Source organism: Bradyrhizobium sp. McL0615 (assembly GCF_049993905.1).
Taxonomy (GTDB): Bacteria; Pseudomonadota; Alphaproteobacteria; order Rhizobiales; family Xanthobacteraceae; genus Bradyrhizobium.
The window spans coordinates 5,360,682-5,379,539 of sequence record NZ_CP188254.1 but is presented as its reverse complement, the minus strand read 5'-3'; the positions used below and the strand labels follow the sequence as shown (position 1 = coordinate 5,379,539).

The 18,858-nt window shown below is 61.2% G+C and carries 23 protein-coding genes and 1 tRNA gene; 17 read left to right on the top strand and 7 right to left on the bottom strand.

Features of this window, described 5'->3' with window-relative positions; genetic code table 11:
- The first annotated feature begins 576 nt into the window (after positions 1–576).
- The 6 genes from ACPPVP_RS25565 (at position 577) to ACPPVP_RS25540 (ending at position 5,979) form a co-directional block, all read left to right on the top strand.
- The gene (locus ACPPVP_RS25565; RefSeq protein ID WP_426525626.1) at positions 577–819 is read left to right on the top strand and encodes a hypothetical protein; all 243 of its coding nucleotides are present in this window, start codon (positions 577–579) and stop codon (positions 817–819) included.
- A 485-nt stretch (positions 820–1,304) separates the two neighbouring features.
- Positions 1,305–2,804, top strand: coding sequence for a DUF3631 domain-containing protein (locus ACPPVP_RS25560; RefSeq protein WP_426525624.1), 1,500 nt, complete (start codon positions 1,305–1,307; stop codon positions 2,802–2,804).
- 66 nt (positions 2,805–2,870) lie between these two features.
- Positions 2,871–3,020 (top strand): hypothetical protein, encoded by a 150-nt coding sequence (locus tag ACPPVP_RS25555; protein ID WP_426525622.1) that lies wholly within the window; start codon positions 2,871–2,873, stop codon positions 3,018–3,020.
- Between the two features lie 314 nt (positions 3,021–3,334).
- A complete protein-coding gene (locus tag ACPPVP_RS25550) occupies positions 3,335–3,913 on the top strand; it encodes a hypothetical protein (protein ID WP_426525620.1) in 579 nt (192 codons plus the stop codon).
- Positions 3,914–3,996: 83 nt separating this feature from the next.
- Positions 3,997–4,851 carry a hypothetical protein gene (locus ACPPVP_RS25545; RefSeq protein WP_426525618.1) on the top strand — a complete coding sequence of 285 codons (855 nt, stop codon included), beginning with the start codon at positions 3,997–3,999 and terminating at the stop codon, positions 4,849–4,851.
- A 267-nt stretch (positions 4,852–5,118) separates the two neighbouring features.
- The gene (locus tag ACPPVP_RS25540; RefSeq protein WP_426525616.1) at positions 5,119–5,979 is read left to right on the top strand and encodes a class I SAM-dependent methyltransferase; all 861 of its coding nucleotides are present in this window, start codon (positions 5,119–5,121) and stop codon (positions 5,977–5,979) included.
- Between the two features lie 396 nt (positions 5,980–6,375).
- On the opposite strand, the gene ACPPVP_RS25535 is transcribed toward ACPPVP_RS25540, so the two are convergent.
- The 3 genes from ACPPVP_RS25535 to ACPPVP_RS25525 form a co-directional block, all read right to left on the bottom strand.
- Positions 6,376–6,753, bottom strand: coding sequence for a hypothetical protein (locus ACPPVP_RS25535; RefSeq protein ID WP_426525614.1), 378 nt, complete (start codon positions 6,751–6,753; stop codon positions 6,376–6,378).
- 109 nt (positions 6,754–6,862) lie between these two features.
- Positions 6,863–8,119: a peptidase T gene (gene pepT / locus ACPPVP_RS25530; RefSeq protein WP_426525613.1), complete on the bottom strand. Its 1,257-nt coding sequence runs from the start codon at positions 8,117–8,119 to the stop codon at positions 6,863–6,865.
- Positions 8,120–8,224: 105 nt separating this feature from the next.
- Positions 8,225–8,524 carry an HU family DNA-binding protein gene (locus ACPPVP_RS25525; protein WP_426525611.1) on the bottom strand — a complete coding sequence of 100 codons (300 nt, stop codon included), beginning with the start codon at positions 8,522–8,524 and terminating at the stop codon, positions 8,225–8,227.
- 322 nt (positions 8,525–8,846) lie between these two features.
- Here ACPPVP_RS25525 and ACPPVP_RS25520 point away from each other — a divergent pair.
- Positions 8,847–8,923, top strand: a tRNA-Asp gene (locus ACPPVP_RS25520).
- 41 nt (positions 8,924–8,964) lie between these two features.
- Here ACPPVP_RS25520 and ACPPVP_RS25515 read toward each other — a convergent pair.
- Positions 8,965–9,333: a hypothetical protein gene (locus ACPPVP_RS25515; RefSeq protein ID WP_426525609.1), complete on the bottom strand. Its 369-nt coding sequence runs from the start codon at positions 9,331–9,333 to the stop codon at positions 8,965–8,967.
- 251 nt (positions 9,334–9,584) lie between these two features.
- Here ACPPVP_RS25515 and ACPPVP_RS25510 point away from each other — a divergent pair, with 251 nt between their 5' ends.
- Entirely contained in the window at positions 9,585–9,956 is a 372-nt protein-coding gene (locus tag ACPPVP_RS25510) for a DUF4118 domain-containing protein (protein ID WP_426525607.1), read from the top strand.
- Positions 9,957–10,106: 150 nt separating this feature from the next.
- Here ACPPVP_RS25510 and ACPPVP_RS25505 read toward each other — a convergent pair whose 3' ends face one another.
- From ACPPVP_RS25505 to ACPPVP_RS25495, 3 genes are all read right to left on the bottom strand, one after another.
- Positions 10,107–10,301, bottom strand: a complete 195-nt coding sequence (locus ACPPVP_RS25505; RefSeq protein ID WP_426525605.1) for a hypothetical protein — start codon at positions 10,299–10,301, stop codon at positions 10,107–10,109.
- A 237-nt stretch (positions 10,302–10,538) separates the two neighbouring features.
- A complete protein-coding gene (locus ACPPVP_RS25500; protein ID WP_426525603.1) occupies positions 10,539–11,831 on the bottom strand; it encodes a spinster family MFS transporter in 1,293 nt (430 codons plus the stop codon).
- Positions 11,832–11,870: 39 nt separating this feature from the next.
- Positions 11,871–13,061 (bottom strand): Rieske 2Fe-2S domain-containing protein, encoded by a 1,191-nt coding sequence (locus tag ACPPVP_RS25495; protein WP_426525601.1) that lies wholly within the window; start codon positions 13,059–13,061, stop codon positions 11,871–11,873.
- Positions 13,062–13,229: 168 nt separating this feature from the next.
- Between ACPPVP_RS25495 and ACPPVP_RS25490 the strand changes: the two genes are divergently transcribed.
- The 9 genes from ACPPVP_RS25490 (at position 13,230) to ACPPVP_RS25450 (ending at position 18,846) form a co-directional block, all read left to right on the top strand.
- Positions 13,230–13,739: a MarR family winged helix-turn-helix transcriptional regulator gene (locus ACPPVP_RS25490; RefSeq protein WP_426525599.1), complete on the top strand. Its 510-nt coding sequence runs from the start codon at positions 13,230–13,232 to the stop codon at positions 13,737–13,739.
- A 202-nt stretch (positions 13,740–13,941) separates the two neighbouring features.
- Positions 13,942–14,307, top strand: a complete 366-nt coding sequence (locus tag ACPPVP_RS25485) for an NADH-quinone oxidoreductase subunit A (protein WP_057856661.1) — start codon at positions 13,942–13,944, stop codon at positions 14,305–14,307.
- Positions 14,298–14,888: a NuoB/complex I 20 kDa subunit family protein gene (locus ACPPVP_RS25480; protein ID WP_426525596.1), complete on the top strand. Its 591-nt coding sequence runs from the start codon at positions 14,298–14,300 to the stop codon at positions 14,886–14,888. The genes ACPPVP_RS25485 and ACPPVP_RS25480 overlap by 10 nt, the downstream gene beginning before the upstream one ends.
- Positions 14,889–14,899: 11 nt before the next feature.
- Positions 14,900–15,511, top strand: coding sequence for an NADH-quinone oxidoreductase subunit C (locus tag ACPPVP_RS25475; RefSeq protein ID WP_426525594.1), 612 nt, complete (start codon positions 14,900–14,902; stop codon positions 15,509–15,511).
- Positions 15,512–15,513: 2 nt separating this feature from the next.
- Positions 15,514–16,710 carry an NADH-quinone oxidoreductase subunit D gene (locus ACPPVP_RS25470; RefSeq protein WP_426525592.1) on the top strand — a complete coding sequence of 399 codons (1,197 nt, stop codon included), beginning with the start codon at positions 15,514–15,516 and terminating at the stop codon, positions 16,708–16,710.
- Complete coding sequence (locus tag ACPPVP_RS25465) at positions 16,711–17,016, top strand: hypothetical protein (RefSeq protein WP_426525590.1); 306 nt, start codon at positions 16,711–16,713, stop codon at positions 17,014–17,016. It abuts the gene before it with no gap.
- A gap of 11 nt (positions 17,017–17,027) precedes the next feature.
- Positions 17,028–18,011 (top strand): FkbM family methyltransferase, encoded by a 984-nt coding sequence (locus ACPPVP_RS25460; protein ID WP_426525588.1) that lies wholly within the window; start codon positions 17,028–17,030, stop codon positions 18,009–18,011.
- An 11-nt stretch (positions 18,012–18,022) separates the two neighbouring features.
- Positions 18,023–18,634, top strand: a complete 612-nt coding sequence (gene nuoE / locus ACPPVP_RS25455; protein WP_108516285.1) for an NADH-quinone oxidoreductase subunit NuoE — start codon at positions 18,023–18,025, stop codon at positions 18,632–18,634.
- Positions 18,631–18,846, top strand: a complete 216-nt coding sequence (locus ACPPVP_RS25450) for a hypothetical protein (RefSeq protein ID WP_426525585.1) — start codon at positions 18,631–18,633, stop codon at positions 18,844–18,846. Before nuoE ends, ACPPVP_RS25450 begins: the two co-directional genes overlap by 4 nt.
- Positions 18,847–18,858 lie beyond the last annotated feature (12 nt).

Genomic DNA, 18,858 nt, shown 5'->3' with positions numbered 1-18,858 from the left:
CGCTTTCCTGCGGCGGACCCCCGGTCTTTGACGGGGGCGTGTTGGCTAAATCCGATATTGACTGCGAGCGTTTGGGCGAGCATCGTTTCATAAGAAAGGTCTTTCCTTAGCGGGTGGACGTTTCGATTCGGATGGCCCCGTCGTTCTCAGCGACGGGGCTTTTCCGTTTGTGTTTGACTGTGTGTTCGAATCACAATCACCACATGCACCGATTGGACACGCGAGCGACTTCACATTGCAATGCAATAGTCGTGCAAAGGGCGCTTGCCTCGTAAAGATACGGTGCCACTTCGCTCGCGTTGTATCCGTGCTGCAACATTTACACCGGGTAACTACCGGACATCAGGCAAAGAGAATTTTAAGGCTTCCGAGTGGCCGGCGTGATTTCATGGTCGCGCACGGCGACATTCACGGCTTTGGCCGCCGTTGGCCCGATTGATTCGACTGGGCCGAATTCGCTATTCTAGATGAATGGATTTTAACGACCTCAGACGCCGCCGCGATCCGCACCGGCCGGATTGCTGGCGCATATGGTGCGGTGATATTTGCGCAGGGTGGATCGCCAAGGCGGTGGGAATGCCGAACGCTAAAAACGTGTGGACGTGGAGCGCCGGCTTCTATCCCGGCTCAAAGCCCGGCTCGATCAAGACCGGCACCGCCGGCACATTCGACGAGGCCAAGACCAAGTTCACGGTGGCTTGGCTCAAGTTCGCTCACTCACGCACGCCTGAAGACTTCGCTGCATGGCGCGACGAACAGCGCTGGACCGCTGGCAAATATGCCGCCCGCGACGCTGGCAACCCCGTGCCCCGGCGCTGATCCCGCAGGACCGCTTTAGAAGCTTCCTGAGAGGGGGTCCAGCTGGCCACCCCTAGGTAAGAAAATAACGAATCCAGACCGGGTTTCCGGCGAAACCGGGGCAGGGAAGGGCACCCCGCCTCGGGGGGCGAACGCACCTGCCTCGAAAAAGGGGGGCGTTTCGTTTCCGGCCGTCGATTATCCCGTGTTTTTCGCATTCACGCGTTGACCCCGGTCGTAACGTAACCACACTTGACTGGGTTACGTTACACGACGGTCTAGATTTCGTGTTGATCGAGGCGAAACGGCGAACCGACACAGGGCCGCAGGTTTTAACACCTCCGGCGACGTCCCCCGATCTCTCAGACAACTACCACCCGGCGACGGATCGCTTTTGCGCGCCCGCTCGCTATCGGGAGATCACCAATGGCGTATGTGACGGCACGTGTGCCGCCGAGGGGCGGCTCTAACTCTCTGAAATCCCGCGACTGTGCCGGTGTGACGGCATGACCAAGTCCGTCGCAAAGCGGTTCAATCGCGAACTTCTCGAAAAGCTATGCCGACAGCTCGGAACCGACAATGCTCATGAGGCTGAGGCTGCGCGCAGCCGCATTGATAGCCTTCTGCAATCGTTCGGCAAGACTTGGGATGGTCTGGTCAGCTTACTCGGTAACGGGGCGGTAATCAGCATCCAGGGTAACGTCGCCGCCGATATCGCTGCGCTCGGCGATCTTGATCTCGGTTGCCGAACTGAAGCGCGTCGACGCATTGTCGAGCTGCTGGAACGTCATCGAAAGAGCTGGAATGACTTGTTCGACGCCTTGATGGGTATCTCGCCGGCGGATTGGTTGAGCCCTTCAGGTGCACCCGAGCCCGAGCGCGTCAAAGATTTGCTTGGGCTGCTCCGGTTTCTTCTCTGGGAATATGTCGAACTTCAAACCGAGCAAGAATATACAGTAGTGGCGCTGTGGGCGATTCATACGCACGTCTTCAGCCACTTCATGGTAACGCCCCGTCTCACGCTGCGCAGTCCTGTTGCGGGTTGCGGAAAGACCCAGCTTATCGACGTCTTGATGTATCTGGCCGCGCGCGCTGATAAATTCGACTCGATTACGCCGTCTACAATCTTTCGCCTGATCGATAGTAGGCATCCAACGCTGCTGATCGATGAGGCCGACAACCTCGATATTCAAAGAAACCACCGGCTTCACGCTCTTTTCAATTCTGGGCATCGCCACGGCGGTCAGTTCGCTCTCGTAGAGCGTCGTAACGGTCATAACAAGGTGACGTATTTTTCAACTTTCGCACCGCTGCTGATGGCGCTGCCCGACGCCAGCGGCGGCCTGCCACGTACACTCAACTCGCGTTGCATCACACTTATGATGAAACGTTCCGGCGGCAGGCGGGAGTTGAAGCGGATGGACCCACGTCGCCGTGATGCAGCGCTCGAGGCGGCCTATGGGCAAATACTGCTGTGGCGAAACGACGTGGAGCTCGATTCCGATCCAGTAATGCCGGAGGGAATCGACAACCGACTGGCGGATAACTGGCGACCGTTGCTGAGCATCGCCGACAATCTTGGATGGGGCGAAGAGGCGCGTAAAGCACTGGCTGAATTTGCGCGACAGTATCAGGACGCCGACGTCAGCATTCAGCTGCTGGAAGGCATCCGCAAAGTATTCGGCACCACAGACCGGATGTCCAGCCAGACGCTGCTTGAAGCATTGATCGAACTTGATGATGCCGACTGGAGCGAGTTTCGCGGCGTTCGTGGAGATCAATCGCCGCACACATTGAAGGCCGGTGAAATGGCTTTACTGCTTCGCAATTTCGGCATCCGTTCGCGGTCGATCTGGCCAGCGAACCGTACCCCCGCCAGCAAAAGCTCAAAGGGTTATCTGAGGCAACATTTCGAAGAAGCGTGGCGGAGGTATTGTTCGGACGGCACAACGGCACAATCCAGAAAAGTCAACGCCTTACCGGGCATCAAGTCCGGCACAGTGTGACGGCACCAATTTACATAGCCGATCCAGAAGAATAGGTTACGTAACCGCAGCTAGGAGAATGACCCAATGGCCTTTACGAATGCAGAGAAGCAAGCCCGCTGGCGCGCCAGACAGGCGGCCGAACTGAAGGCGCTGCGCAAGCTCGCCGCCAAGGTTCAAGCGCCCAAGGCGAATGCCGCCAAGGCTAAGAAAGCCCCGGCAAAGAAACGAGGTTGATCATGCTTACACCACGCTCGAAAAAGATACTCGCCAAACAGCTTCGTGAACTCCTGCAATCATTCGAACAGGGGAGTTCGCTCTCACCCCGATCGAAAAAGATACTCGCAGCCGAAGGCGCTGAATACCTGCGTTCGTTGGAAGAGCCTGACGAGGCCAAGAAGGCCCCGACAAAGAAGCGAGGTTGATCATGTTGATAGTTGGGACACCGACACGGATATAAACGACCCAACTAGCATTGCCCGCCCGCGTGAGATCGCGATGGCCGCTGGCTATGGGCACAGTTACGTTACCAACTGAAGACGAGGTTGATCATGAGTGGATGGGATGCCGTCTTTGGCACCAAGGAAGAGCGGGCCGAGCGCGACCGCCGCCTGATGGCGAAACCTTGGGTTCGGAAAGCCTTGGTCGAGGATATCTGGGAAAATGCGCGCCTCGAAGGACGGCTGCTGCCAAGGCGGCGCGCGAAGAAAACGATTCCGATTCCGGATAACGTAAAGCCGGACACGATGTTGCGCTTGGCTGTGGCTGCACAGGTGGCGTTCCCGGATGGCTCGATGTCGGTGGGAGCGCTGCGCCGTGAAGGCATTGCCGGACGGCTCCGCGTCTATCGAATTGCCGGAAAAGATTACACGACATTGCACGCTATCGAACTCATGCGAGAGGCTTCAGCATCATGCCACGTCCAGCAAAGTCCGCCCGTCTCTTCCTCCGGTCAGCCCGTGGCGACCGAGCCGCAATCTTCGTCATCCTCGACCGAGGCAAGGAAGTTAGCACTGGCTGCGGCGCGAGCGACCTTGATGGGGCCGAGCGAGCCTTCCGAGCCTATCTCGAAGAGAAGCACGACCCCGCCAGCGCAATCAGCGACCGTCATCCAAATCAAATCGCGGTAGCCGACGCCGTCGCGCTGTACTGGAAAGGTCACGTTACCAAGCCGGGCAAGGAGCTGGCGCGGCCGGAAGCGATCCGCGCTCGCTTGAATCATCTTCTCGATTTCTTCGGGGAGCACGTCGTCGGCGAAGTCACCGGCCCGCTGCAAGAGCGTTACGTTACCAAGCGCGCATCCGAGATCGCCGACAACAAGGATATGTTGCCGCACGAATGCCACTCGGCACCGCGCCGTGAGCTGGAAGACTTGTCGGCAGCGATCAATCACGCCTTCCGAAAGGCGGGCGGGGCGTCCGTCGTGTTCCGGCCAACGCTGCCCGATGATGTCGATCCCCGCCAGCGCTGGCTTAGCCGGTCAGAGGCGGCAGCGCTGCTCTGGTCCGCGTGGCGCAGCGGTGCCAAGCACATCGCCCGGTTCGTCTTGGTCGCTCTCTATACAGGGAGCCGGGCAGGCGACATCACCAACGCGGCCATGATGCCGACCATCGGCGCGGGGTTCGTCGATCACAATTCCGGCATCTGGAAGCGCAAGCCGGAGAATAAGAGAGAGACCAACAAGCGCCAGCCAGAGGTTCCAATGCCGCCTAGGCTGCTGGCCCACGTTCGCCGCTGGCACCGGCTCGGCATCTCCAAGCGCTACCTGATCGAATACCAAGGCAATGCGGTGAAGAGCTTCAAGACGGCTTGGCCGGGCATCGTCGAAGAGGCTGGGCTGGCGACCGACGATCCTAAGCAAAAGGTTCTGCGCCACAGCCTGAGGCACACCGGGATTAGCTGGATGCTCCGGGCCAAGATCGCGATCAGCGATGTCAGCGATTACGCGGGCGTGTCGGAGGTCGTCATCCGCCGGGTTTACAAGCACCACCTGCCGGGAACCTTCGACCACTTGCTTCAAGCCTCGCACCGGTTCGGCCGGACGGCTACGCCCACGAAACGCCCATGAAAACCGTGAACCGGCATAGAACAGGATGCAACGAGATGCCACGCAAGTCATTGAAATCGCATGTTGCGAGGTCTTCCGGCCTCGTTTACACCGAGAGGGTCGGCAGTTCGAATCTGTCGCCGCCTACCAGCCTTCGCGCTACGGTTAGCCTGCCAGCCGCGGCGTGAAGCGCGAAGGCTGTCGCGCCGAAGCTCGAAGAGCGAAGGCGGACTGTTCGAACCCCATTGCGCGAAAACTGAACGTTCCGAATATCAAGAGGACCGCGCAATGGACGCCCCCCAAAGCCACGATCAAAACGCCGACCAGGTCGCCTACTGGAACGGTCCCGCCGGCCAGCGCTGGGCCGCGCGGCAGGCGGAGCAGGACGTCGTGCTCGGGCCGGTCGCCGACCTTGTGATCGACCGGGCGAAGCTGAAGCCGGGCGAGCGTGTGATCGATGTCGGCTGTGGCAGCGGCGCCACGACGATGGCGTTCGCACGCGAGGTCGCGCCGTCGGGCCATGTGCTCGGCGTCGACATATCCGGCCCGATGCTGGAGCGGGCGCGGCGGAGTGCGCCGAAGGACCTTTCGATCGATTTCGTGCTGGCGGACGCCACCGTCTATCCGTTTGAGCCCGCCAGTTTCGACGTGCTGGCCTCGCGGTTCGGCGTGATGTTCTTCGCCGATCCCGCGCTGTCGTTTGCCAACATGCGCAAAGCGCTGCGGCCCTCGGGCCGGCTGGCGTTCGCCTGCTGGCGCGAGCCGCGCGAAAACCCGTTCTTCATGGCGCCGCTTGCCGCCGCCTACAAGCACGTGCCGAAACTGCCGCAGCAGGGGCCGGAAGATCCCGGACCGTTTGCATTCGCTTCCGAGGCGCGCGTCCGGCGGATTCTCGGCGAGGCGGGCTTTACCGGCGTCGAGATGGAGCCGTGTCCGCTGCTGCTGGATTCCGCGATCGGCCGCGGTCTCGATGGGGCGGTGCAGGGCGCGTTGGAGATCGGCCCGGTGAGCCGCGCGCTGGAGGGCCAGCCGGAGGAACTCCGCAAGGCTGCGTCTGCTTCCATTCGCGAAGCACTGACGCCGTTCGCCAAGGGCAACACCGTGTTGCTGCCGGCGTCGGTCTGGATCGTCACGGCAAGGGCGTCGTAGCAGAGCGGGCGCAGCCTCGCAGAGCACGCGACGCCCGCGCTTCCATTCGAACGCCGGATAGCCATTACCACGCCACCGAATCGCCTGACGACTCGACGATTCTGGTTGCGCGGGGCTGGCGCCGATGCGCATGGGTGGAGCTTTGGTGCGCGTGTCCGATCCATATTTGACGCCGGCCCGGACCGGGCTGATTTTACTCGCGTTGCTTCTGCTCGGCGCGATCGCCGTTCGAGTCATCACTGCGTCCGAACACAGCAATGTCCGCACGCCTCCCGCTCCCGAGAACGGTGGGCCTGTTACCTCGGGCACGGGTGTCAGAGGCCTGAGAGGATCGGTGGAATAAGCTAATTTGTCGGACGACAATGCGCGGCCGCCATGCAATGGGCGCGAGGAGCGCTATTTGATTGTCGCGTTCACGGTAATGACCGATGTACCCGAAGCCGTCGGCCCCTGACCCGTTGCTTTGATGGCAAAGCTATCGCTTCCCTTGTATCTGGCCTTCGCCTTGTATTCGTAAGTCGTTGCATTGAGCTTCTTCAACTTGCCATGCGCCGGCTTTTGAAAAATCTCCGAGCTGGTCACCGTGCCGCGCATCGTGATCGGAAACAGGCAGCTTTGCCCGGACGCGACGCTGATGTCGCCGGTCGAGTTCTCGCCCCAATTCGCCAGTTCCACTAATTTTGAACAGTCAGAAGCGGCCAGCGCCGGAGATGCGGACATTGAGCCTGTAGCTCCGACGATAAGCGCCAAAGCGGCGACCTTGGACAACCGCATAATAGAGCTCCTCGTTCTAAAAACGCGGGCGTACCCGCTTACAACCACGCCGCTATCGCTTCCTTGCGCAAACGCTTCGCGTTCGGCGCAGGCGATGACGGCGCGAGAGCTACGCTTTTTCTTCCCAGATCATCGCCAGATGCACAATCGTCTCCGCCGCCTTTTCCATGTCCTGGCGGCTGACCCATTCCAGCCGCGAATGAAACGCGTGTTCGCCGGCGAAGATGTTGGGACAGGGCAGGCCCATGAACGACAGCCGCGAGCCGTCGGTGCCGCCACGGATCGAGCTGCGCACCGGCGTTAGCCCTGCGCGTTTTATCGCTTCGATGGCGTAGTCGACGGTCTGGGGGTGGCGGTCGATCACCTGCTTCATGTTGCGGTATTGGTGCCTGACCTCCATCCGGTAGGTCGAGCGCGGATAGTCCTTCATCACCTCTTTGACGATGCCTTCGAGCAGCGCCTCTTTTTCCTTCAGCCCCTCGTCGGTGAAATCGCGCACGATGAAGCCGATGGTGGCTTTCTCCAATGCACCCGAAATGCCGATCGGATGCAAAAAGCCTTGCTTGCCTTCCGTCGTCTCCGGCGAGCAGGTGTCCCTGGGCAGGCGGTCGAGGATGGCGGCCGCGATCTTGATCGCATGCTCCATCTTGCCCTTGGCGAAACCGGGATGGGTTGAGACGCCCTCGATGGTGATGGTGGCGCCGTCCGCCGAAAAGGTTTCGTCCTCGATATTGCCAGCGGATTCGCCGTCCATCGTATAGGCGAAGTCGGCGCCGAGCTTTTTCAGGTCGGCCTTGTCGACGCCACGGCCGATCTCCTCGTCGGGCGTGAACAGGATCTTGATGGTGCCGTGCTTGATATCAGGATTTTGAATCAGGAACCGCGCCGCATCCATGATCTCGGCAAGGCCGGCCTTGTTGTCGGCGCCCAGCAGCGTGGTGCCGTCCGTCGTGACGATGTCGTGGCCGATCTGCTCGGCGAGCGCGGGATGCTCGGCGGCGCGGATTACTTGCGTGGGATCCGCCGGCAGAACGATGTCGCCGCCGCGATAGTTCTTCACGAGCTGCGGCTTGACGTTGGCGCCGGTGCAGTCCGGAGACGTATCCATGTGCGAGCAGAAGCAGATCACCGGGACCTTCTTCCCGGTATTGGCCGGGATCGTCGCATAGACATAGCCGTGCTCGTCGAGATGGGCGTCTTTGAGCCCCATCGCCTGCAACTCCGAAGCCAGCAGGCGGCCCAGATTCTTCTGCTTCTCGGTGGAAGGGCAGGTAGGCGACGCCGGATCGGACTGGGTGTCGATCACGACATAGCGCAGGAAGCGTTCGGTGACATCGTGGGTGAAGGTGATGGGCGAGGCCAGCATGGCGATCCGGAAAAGATGAACAGGGGAAGCGCTCTATAACAGAAAAGCGCCATTCCGGGTCCCCGCCCGAATGGCGCTTTTGGTCGAATCGGGAAGCGTTTTGGATCAGACAGCTTCCTTGAGTTCCTTGGCCGCGCGGAAGGCGACCTTCTTGCTGGCCTTGATCGGGAGGGGTTCCCCGGTGGCGGGGTTGCGGCCCATGCGGGCGGCGCGCTTGCGGACCTGGAGGATGCCCAGCCCCACGATACGGACCCGCTCGCCCTTCTTCAGGTGTTTTGCGATCTTGTCGACCATGTCGGTCAGGATCGCTTCGGCGGCCTTCTTCGACAGGTCATGTTCTTCGGCCAGTGCCGCCGCCAGATGCTTGAGTGTGATGGTGGCTGGAGCCGCTGCCTTCTTCGCCATAACTGGCCTCCTCGTTGGTTGAATCGCTTTGAGCACGTTTGTGAGTATCGGTCCGCGCCGAAAAAACGCCTTGGGTGATGACCTTAAACCCGAAGGTCCGGTGCAACCCAGGCGGGGAGGATTTCAAGAAACCCAGACGTAGCAGGCCTTAAACGATTCGGGTGATCGCCGCCTACGCTGTTTTGCCTGAAAACAGGCCGTTATTTGCATCACCATCGCAGAAACGCCCGTCTGGCAATGGGATTCGCAACGTCCTTGACTAAGCGGGGGCGGCCCTTTATGCCCTCGGTTCTGCGCGGATCAGAACATGATTACGGCATCCGCGGGAGTAGCTCAGTTGGTTAGAGCGCCGCCCTGTCACGGCGGAGGCCGCGGGTTCGAGTCCCGTCTCTCGCGCCATTCTTTCAAGCGCTTAGCTCAAGTCCCGGATTTCTAGCCACTCAACCAGCAAGCGGTCTGCCCCGTTCCGCGTCTGCTCGTCGACGCAGCCGGTAACGATGCCAGTGCAGCGCTGCGCCGACGATCATCGGCGGGACCAACGCGCCGGGGATCATGTAATCTGGCAGTGGCACTGGTGAAATTAATTCGATCCCCATCGATGCGACCAGCCAAAGCACCGTAATGATCATCGCAAAATCGACCTTGGGGATTCGAAGCCAATAGCAAATCGCGGTACCGAAGGCCGCTGGACCGGTTGCTGCAGCGATCAGGTAAACCGTCAATTCTTTGGGCGTCAAAATATCGACGACCATTGAGCCCAACAACCAAAGGGCCAAAAACATGACCGCGATGTCGACCGGATGCCGCACGCATAAACCCCCGCAAAAGTCGGCATAACCCAACGGCAACTGACGCCCAAGAGCAAGTCCAGGCGCGAGAAAATACCTCCGCCGGCACTTTGTGCTGCACCGCAATCAAAAATGGCAGGGGAGGCGCGATTGCGGTGCCAAAGCCTGGGGGCCACGGCGGAGATCAATCTTTCCCTCTCAAATGGCATCGTCCCCGAGTTGTCCGTAACCGGGCGTTCAGCTAAATCTTCGGGAGGATTCGGAGGGTACCGGTGCGGAAAGGCGCGGATTTTCTCCTCAGGCTCAGACCGTGGTCTTCGAAGGCCTTTGCATTGGCATTGCTTGCGACGCTCGCCGCGAGCATCCTCCAGGAGGCGATTGTCTCTGTTGGAATTTCACTGCACTTCGCGACCTTCTTCGTAGCGATCGTCGCAGTAAGCCTGTTGGCTGGCGCCCCGGCGGGCTCCTGCGTGGCTGCAATTGCGATTCCTATAGTTTGGTGGGAGTTTCTGCCCCCGCAGTTTGAGTTCTCCCCGCTTAATGGCGAAGATTATCATCGTTTCGCGCTTTTTCTTGTTCTCAGCGGGCTGGCAATCTCCGCCTGCAGTCTCTACCGCGAGGCACTCGCCATCTTACGCAGATGACCCGGTGGCAGCGACGTAATCGAAGGCCGCGGGTTCGAGTCCCGTTTCTCGCGCCATTTATCGATGGCTTGATGTTGATCCTGGAGACCGCCGCAAACAAAAAGGCCGCCCTCAAGGCGGCCGTTTTTATTCCAAAGCCAGCAATATCGTTTAACGGACCGCCGAGATGCTCGAGCTGGTGACGACCACGGGCTTGCCGGCTTTCACGACCTGCGCGGTCTGGCTGTAATCCGCACCGGTCCGGGCGGAGATGCCAAACGCCGCAACCGCAATACCGGCCACGAGCGCGACGACCACAATCTTCAAATGGGTACTGCGATCAGCTGAATGAATTGAGTGGTTCATGTGATGCCTCCCGGACACCTTTGGCGTCCTCTGTTGGAGAGAGAGGTACGCCTCATCTGTTTCAGGATCGTTTCGCGGTTACGGCAAAATGGTTTCATTCGGTCGGTTTTTTGCCGGTTTTCGTCCTGATTTCTGTGATGGAGAGCACAGACCGGCAGCCGCTGCGACGGGCGCAAAACCCGACGAGAACCAAAAATCTAATAGAAACAATGAGAAGGGTGAGGACGAGTCGACCGGTCAGCTCGCCCGCTGGATATCGCGCCGTATCGACCGTGCCGCCCAGATGAACAACAAGGCGCCAAGCGTGGTCGTGACCGCGGCCGACAGCAGCGAGTACCGCACAGCCTGGGCGCCAAAATCGTTCTTCAGCGCGTCGTTGAGCATGCCGACCGCCAGCGGGCCGATGCCCTGGCCGAATCCGGCGGCCGTCAGCAGCATGATGGCGGACGCCAGCGCCCGCATGCTCGGTTTTGCAACCGTCTGCGCGATCGCAAAGATCGGGCCGAGATGAAAGCCGACCAGGAACGAGGTGGCGGCCAGTGTGGCCACCATCGTGGTGAAGTCGGATGTCAGCATACACAGCGCAAACACGGGTCCCGCGAGGCCTGACGTGATCGCGGGCGCCCACAATTTCCAGCGATCGTCGCGGCGGCTGATCTGGGCCACCACAAAACCGCCGAGCAGGGTGCCGGCGATGCCGCACAGCCCCTTGAAGGTGCCGGCATAGGTGCCGATCTCGGCGCTGGAGAGATGATGCACGCGCGCCAGGAACGGCGGAATCCAGGCCGACGTCGCGTAGTTGGTGTAGGTCGTCAGGCAAAAGCCTGCGAGCAAGATGACGAACGTCCGTTGCGAGGCGAGGAAGCCGAGCGTGGGGCCGATCGGCTCCGGCGTAAACGTCTCCGCCATCGTGCCGCGTTTCGGCTCCGAGACCGTCAGCCACAACACGGCGGCGAGCGCGATGCCGGGGAGACCTGCGACATAGAACGCCATCCGCCAGCCATAGTACTGGTTGATGTAGCCGCCGATGAAATAGCCGAGGAATACGCCGAGATAGGTGCCGATGGCGTAGACGCCGAGCGCGCGCGGGCGATCGTTCTTGTTGAAGAGATCGGCAATGATCGACTGCGAGGCGGGGGTGCCGCCGGATTCGCCGATGCCGACGCCGATACGCGCCAGCGCCAACGTCGCCACGCTCGAGGCCATGCCGCATAAAACCGTCATCGCGCTCCAGAACGCCAGCGCGATCGAGACGATGTTGCGGCGATTGAAGCGGTCGGCGAGGCGCGCGATCGGGATGCCGAGCAGCGAATAGAACAGCACGAAGCCAAAACCCGCAAGCAGGCCCATCGTCGTGTCGCTGAGCGAAAACTCCTTTTTGATCGGCTCGATCAGGACGTTGAAAATGGTGCGGTCGAGGAAGTTCAGCGCATAGATGACGGTCAACAAGCCAAGCACGTAATAGCGCCGGATCGAGGGCTTTGCGGCGGCATCCGTTTGCAACGCTGCCGGTGGCGCGAGATCGACCATGCTTTCCCCCTGGATGTTGTTTTTGCCGAACGGGCCGCCTCACGCCTCGCGAATGAAATTCCCCGCCTCGAATTCAACCGGGGGCGCGTTTTCCTCGAACGAGATGCCGATCGGATCGCGGCCCGCTTCTATCGCTTCGAGCTGATCGCTCAGCATTCGCCGGATCATCAGGATGCCGCGGTCGCTCTGGCCAAAGTGTTCTTCCGAATGCAGCGTCACCGGGCCCTGGCCGACCTGCGCCTCGTAGTCGCCGGGGAATTGCTGGTGCTCCTGTTCGGTCATGTCCCACCAGAATTTGCCGTTGAATTTGGAGCGCATCCGTCCGATGTCGCCTGAATTTTTCACCCGGCCCGCGACATAGATGCGGAACGACGTATCGTCGATCGGCAAGGTCCAGCCGATCGACTCGACGCGGGCGAATTGCGCGACGCGGGGATTGGGCACCACGCGCAGCGTGGGGAGGGCGGCTTCCGTCACCCGGTAAAACACCTTGCCGTCGTCCTGATGCCGGATCGAGCGCACGGTGACGCCGCGCGCCGAGGTTTCGAACTTCACCTCCGGCATCGAGGCCATCATGTTGGTGAATTGCGGTCCTGAGAACGAGCCGTGCAGCACCGGGACATGGTAGGGGTCGACCACGTTCTCAAAATGCTGCAGCCAGTTGCAGGGAATGACGGCTGGACCGCCACCGCCGATCGAGGAATCGTCCGCCTCGACGAACTCGCCGTCGTCCATCTTTTCCAGGCATTGGTAGCGCGGCAGGGCCGGCTTCTTCTCGGCCGGTCCGAGATAGGCGAAGATCAGGCCGTAGCGCTCCTGCACGGGGTACCAGGGCTGGCGCACCTTGTCCTTGAACAGGCCGCCCTCGGGCTCGCAGGGCTGTTCGAGACAACGGCCCTCGGTGTCGAATTTCCAGCCGTGGTAGCAGCAGCGGATGCCGTCTTCCTCGACCTTGCCGTAATACAGCGTGGTGCCGCGATGGCAGCAGCGGGCGTGCAGGAGACCCGCCCGGGCGTGCTTGTCGCGAAACAGCACCAGATCCTCGCCGAGCACGCGTAGTTTTCTGGGGATATCGGTAGCGTCACCGACGAGGCCGACAGGGTGCCAGTAGCGCCGCAGCAGTTCGCCCATCGGCGTGCCGCGGCCGACCGAGGTCAGCTCGGTCCGGGTGGTGGACGGCTTCTTGGCATAGCCGGTCCCGAGATCGCGATCCCGCTGCGTAATGTTCATGCCGTTTCCTCCCGCCGCAGCTTCTGGCGCCGCGGTCGTTCGATGTCCGAGTGAAAAGTAAATAGATGACAATGTCAACGATATCGATATCGTATCGCCTGATCGGCCTGTTCGATCGGGATCGTCGGTGACCTTGGCATCGGCGCGCTTTGTTGGCAGAGGTTTCGGATGAGCCAAAAGCCAGGCAAGCAAACCGCGCCCGCTGCAGGGAATGACGAGGCGTTGGCGCCGATCACCGCGATGATGTCTTCGCGGCTGATGGTGCTGGCCAATCTGCTCAAGCGCGGCGCGATCCTGCGCTACAAGCGGCTGGCGGGGCTGTCCTCGGTGGAGTTCGGCCTGGTGGCCTCGCTGGGGCGGCGGCCGCCGATGAGCGTGGTCAGGCTTGCGGAAGCGGTCGGCATGGACAAGGGGCAGATCAGCCGGGCGCTGGCGGAACTGGTCACGCGAAAGCTGGTCGCCAAGGAAATCAATCCACGGGACAATCGCGAGACGCTGGTCTGCCTGACCAAGGCCGGGCTGGCAGCGCATGACACCATTGTGGCAGGCGCGCAGGACCGCAATCGGCGGCTCCTGGAACAGCTCAGCAAGGACGAGTTCAAGGTGCTGCTCGACCAGATCGATCGGCTGACCGACACGGCTGCCCAGATGCTTGCGGACGAGAAGAACCAGGGCTGAAATTGCGGCCCGTTCGGCTGGCCCCGCGGCGGTCGGGCGAGGCAGGAGCGCAACACTTTTTGGTGTTCTGCCGACGCGCCAAGGACGGGCAGAGGCGTCAGGACGGCTTGTCTTGCGCCCTCTGTTGCGCTGCGCTAAGCCAAGAATAATTCCAATCAACGAATCTGCGGCCGTTCGAAAACCGCAGGAAAAGGCTCCGCCGATGACCGGCATCCTGCAGAATTACCTTCCACTTGTGGTGTTTATCGGGGTGGCAAGCCTGATCGGTCTGGCGCTTCTGATCGCCCCGTTCCTGGTCGCGTTCCAACAGCCGGACCCGGAGAAGCTCTCCGCCTATGAATGCGGATTCAACGCATTCGACGACGCCCGCATGAAGTTCGACGTCCGCTTCTACCTGGTCGCGATCCTCTTCATCATTTTCGACCTCGAAGTGGCGTTCCTGTTCCCGTGGGCGGTCGCCTTCGGCAAGCTCGGCGCCACCGGCTTCTGGTCGATGATGGTGTTCCTCGCCGTCCTCACGGTCGGCTTTGCCTATGAGTGGAAGAAAGGCGCGCTCGAATGGGATTGAGCCCGACAGCTTTAGGCTCTTCGCCAGCCATCGCGCAGGCGCCGAAGGGCATTCTCGACCCCTCGACCGGCAAGCCGGTTGGGGCGAATGACCCGTACTTCCTCGAGGTCAACCACGAACTGTCAGACAAGGGCTTCTTCGTTGCCGCCGCCGACGACCTGGTCACCTGGGCGCGCACGGGATCGTTGATGTGGATGACGTTCGGTCTCGCCTGCTGCGCGGTCGAGATGATGCAGGTGTCGATGCCGCGCTACGACGTCGAGCGTTTTGGTTTCGCGCCGCGCGCCTCGCCGCGGCAGTCCGACGTCATGATCGTGGCCGGCACGCTGACCAACAAGATGGCGCCGGCGCTGCGCAAGGTCTACGACCAGATGCCCGAGCCGCGCTACGTGATCTCGATGGGGTCGTGCGCCAATGGCGGCGGCTACTATCACTACTCCTACTCGGTGGTGCGCGGTTGCGACCGCATCGTGCCGATCGACATCTATGTGCCCGGATGCCCGCCGACGGCGGAAGCGCTGCTCTACGGCGTGCTGCTGCTGCAGAAGAAGATCCGCCGCATCGGGACCATCGAACGCTAAGGTTTTAGGTAATGGACGACGGCAAGCTCGACGCCCTTGGGCAGACGATTGTTAGCGCGCTTCCTGGCGCGGCCTCTGCCCATGCGGTCGCGTTCAACCAGCTCACCGTGACGGTCGATGCGATCAAGATCGTCGAGGTGATGAAGCACCTGCGCGACGATCCCGCGCTGCGTTTCGTCAACATCACCGACGTGACGGCGGTGGACTATCCCGGCCGCGAGAAGCGTTTCGACGTGGTCTATCATCTGCTGTCGCCGACCCTGAACGAGCGTATCCGCATCCGCGCCGAGGCAGACGAGAATACGCAGGTGCCATCGATCATTGACGTGTTTCCCGGCGCCGACTGGTTTGAGCGCGAGGCCTACGATCTCTACGGCGTGATCTTCATCGGCCATCCCGACATGCGTCGGCTCTTGACCGATTACGGTTTTGACGGCCATCCGCTGCGCAAGGATTTTCCGCTCACCGGCTTCGTCGAGGTCCGCTACGACGACCAGGAGAAGCGGGTGGTCTATGAGCCGGTCCGGCTCAACCAGGAATTCCGCAAATTCGATTTCCTCTCGCCATGGGAAGGCGCGGACTATCCGCTGCCGGGCGACGAGAAGGCTGAGCCGAAGGCCTGACCATGAACGAACAACCGCAAAATCTCCGTAACTTCACGATCAACTTCGGGCCGCAGCATCCGGCCGCGCATGGCGTGTTGCGCCTCGTGTTGGAGTTGGATGGCGAAGTCGTCGAGCGCGTCGATCCGCATATCGGTCTGCTGCATCGGGGCACCGAAAAGCTGATCGAGCAGAAGACTTATCTGCAGGCGATCCCGTATTTCGACCGGCTCGATTACGTCGCGCCGATGAACCAGGAGCATGCGTTCTGTCTCGCAGCCGAAAAGCTGCTCGGCATCACGGTGCCGCGCCGCGGCCAGTTGATCCGCGTGCTCTATTGCGAGATCGGCCGCATCCTGTCGCATCTGCTCAACGTCACCACGCAGGCGATGGACGTCGGCGCCCTGACCCCGCCGCTGTGGGGTTTTGAAGAGCGCGAAAAGCTGATGGTGTTTTATGAGCGCGCCTCCGGCTCGCGCATGCACGCGGCCTACTTCCGTCTCGGCGGCGTGCATCAGGACCTGCCGCCGAAGCTGATCGACGACATCGAGGCGTGGTGCGATCCGTTCCTGCAGGTCGTCGCCGACCTCGAAACGCTTCTGACCGGCAACCGCATCTTCAAGCAGCGCAACGTCGATATCGGCGTGGTGTCGCTGAAGGAAGCCTGGGAGTGGGGCTTCTCCGGCGTCATGGTGCGCGGGTCAGGCGCGGCCTGGGACCTGCGAAAGTCGCAGCCTTACGAGTGCTACGCCGAGATGGATTTCGACATTCCGATCGGCAAAAACGGCGATTGCTACGACCGCTACTGCATCCGCATGGAAGAGATGCGACAGTCGGTGCGCATCATGAAGCAGTGCATTGCAAAGCTGCGCGCGGCGGACGGGCAGGGACCGGTGGTCGTCGAGGACAACAAGATTGCGCCGCCGCGCCGCGGCGAGATGAAGCGCTCGATGGAAGCGCTGATCCATCACTTCAAGCTCTATACCGAAGGCGTGCACGTGCCGGCCGGCGAGGTCTATGCCGCGGTCGAGGCGCCGAAGGGCGAGTTCGGCGTCTACCTGGTCGCCGACGGCACCAACAAGCCCTACAAGTGCAAGATCCGCGCGCCGGGCTTCGCCCATCTGCAGGCGATGCATCACATCTGCAAGGGTCATCTGCTCGCCGATGTTTCGGCGATTCTCGGCTCGCTCGACATCGTGTTCGGGGAGGTCGATCGGTAGATGAATGCCGCGACCACGATAGCTGTGACGATCGGAACGATGGTGACGATTGCCGTCGCGGACGATCGCGTGCCGTCCGACCGTCTCCAGGACTTGGTGGATCGTGGGTTTGAAGTGATGGCCGAAGGCCAGCTTCAGGAAGTGGCCGAGTGCACGCGATGGACGATGCGCGTCCTGCCGAACGGGTCGCGTGATTCCTGCACGCCCAAATTCGGCTCTTTCAAGCGGCTGAAGGCCGTTGACCGCGAGTATGTCTGCGTTTCTTTCAGCGGCTGGGCTTGTTATCCAAGCCAGAGCTCCAACTGATGGGAGCCTTGATGTCGACCCAGCAAACCGCATCTTTCTCTCGGGCGCCCATCCAGTTTGACCGGGCTTCGGGCGCGCTCGAAGGTGCGAACGCGTGGGAGCGTTTGGCTGCGCTGGCGTTGTCGACGGGATCGAAGATCTCGTCGCATTTCTCGCATATGGGCTACATCGCGTGCGCCAATCTGCTGCGCAAGACGCTGCAGGAGCGTAACATCGCGGTCAGGCTCAACGACGACGCGGTGTTCGAATTTCCCTATGGCGATGGTTACTGGAGCAAATTGCTCAACCGCTCCTATCATTATGAGGACGAACTGGAGCTGTTGTTTCAGGACTCCGCCGACGTCGATTACACGCTGCTCGACTGCGGCTCCAATTACGGCTACTGGTCGGTCCTGGTCTCAAGCAGGCCGTTCGGCGCGCACAGGGCCATCGCGATCGAGCCGTCGGGGCAGAATTATCCAAAACTCGTCAACAACGCCGATATCAACGGCAACCGTTTCGAGGCGATGAAGTGCGCGATTGGCGCCGGCCGGGGCACCGCAAGACTGTCCGGCACCAAGCACGAGGCGTTCTCGATCGCTGGCGCTCAGGATGATGGCGAGGAAGTGCCGGTGATTGCGCTCGACAACCTGCTCGACGATGGCAAGGTCAGCCCGACCGGCAAATATCTGATCAAGCTCGACGTCGAGGGCGTCGAGATCGAAGCGATGAAGGGCGGCGTGCGGCTGTTGCAGGGCGACAGCGTGATCCTGTGCGAGGAGCATGGCGGCGATCGCGCCCACACCGTGTCGCGCTACATCCTCGAACAGACGCCGATGAAACTGATCGTCTTTGATCCCCATTCCAACCGCCTTGAAACCGTGACCGACCTTTCGATTCTGGACCGGATCAAGGTTTCAACCCATGTCGGCTACAACGTGTTCGGCACCGCAAGCGCATTCTGGCTCGCCCGGATCGATGCGCTCAATGCGAAATCCGCTCGCCGCGTGCAATGAGAGACTGAACGATGTCCGTCCGCCGCCTCGCCCCGAAGGAATTGCAGCCCGCGAGCTTCACGTTCTCGGAAGAGAATCTCGCCTGGGCGAAAGCGCAGATCGAAAAGTATCCGCCGGGTCGTCAGGCGTCCGCGGTCATCGCGATCCTGTGGCGCGTGCAGGAGCAGCATGAGGGATGGGTGTCGGAAGCCGCGATCCGCGCCGTCGCCGATCTGCTCGAAATGCCTTACATCCGCGTGCTGGAGGTGGCGACTTTCTACACCATGTTCCAGCTTCAGCCGGTCGGCAAGAAGGCCCATGTGCAGGTCTGCGGCACCACGCCGTGCCGCCTGCGCGGCGCCGAGGACATCATCAAGGTGTGCCAGAGCCGCATCCATCATGATCCCTTCCATTTGTCGAAGGACGGCAATTTCAGCTGGGAAGAGGTGGAGTGCCTGGGTGCCTGCGTGAATGCGCCGATGGTGCTGATCTGGAAGGACACCTACGAGGACCTGACCAAGGAAAACTTCGGCAAGGTGCTCGACGGTTTCGCGTCCGGCAATCCGCCGAAGCCGGGACCGCAGATCGACCGCCAGTTCTCGGCGCCGGTGGGCGGGCCGACGACGCTGAAGGAAACCACATGACGCGTAACGGCACATGGCCCGTGCAGGGGCCGGAGAGAGGCAGCGCGATGAAGAACTGGCGCTATATCGCTATGCACACCGTCGCAGCGGCCGCGTTCATTTTTCTGCTGCAGCGTTACGGGCTGAACGCGACGCTCGAATCCAGCCTGTTGTGGGCGCTGACCTTCGGCGGATGCGCCGCGGGTCTCGCTTACGCGCAATCCAATCGTTGATCCCCAGGGAAG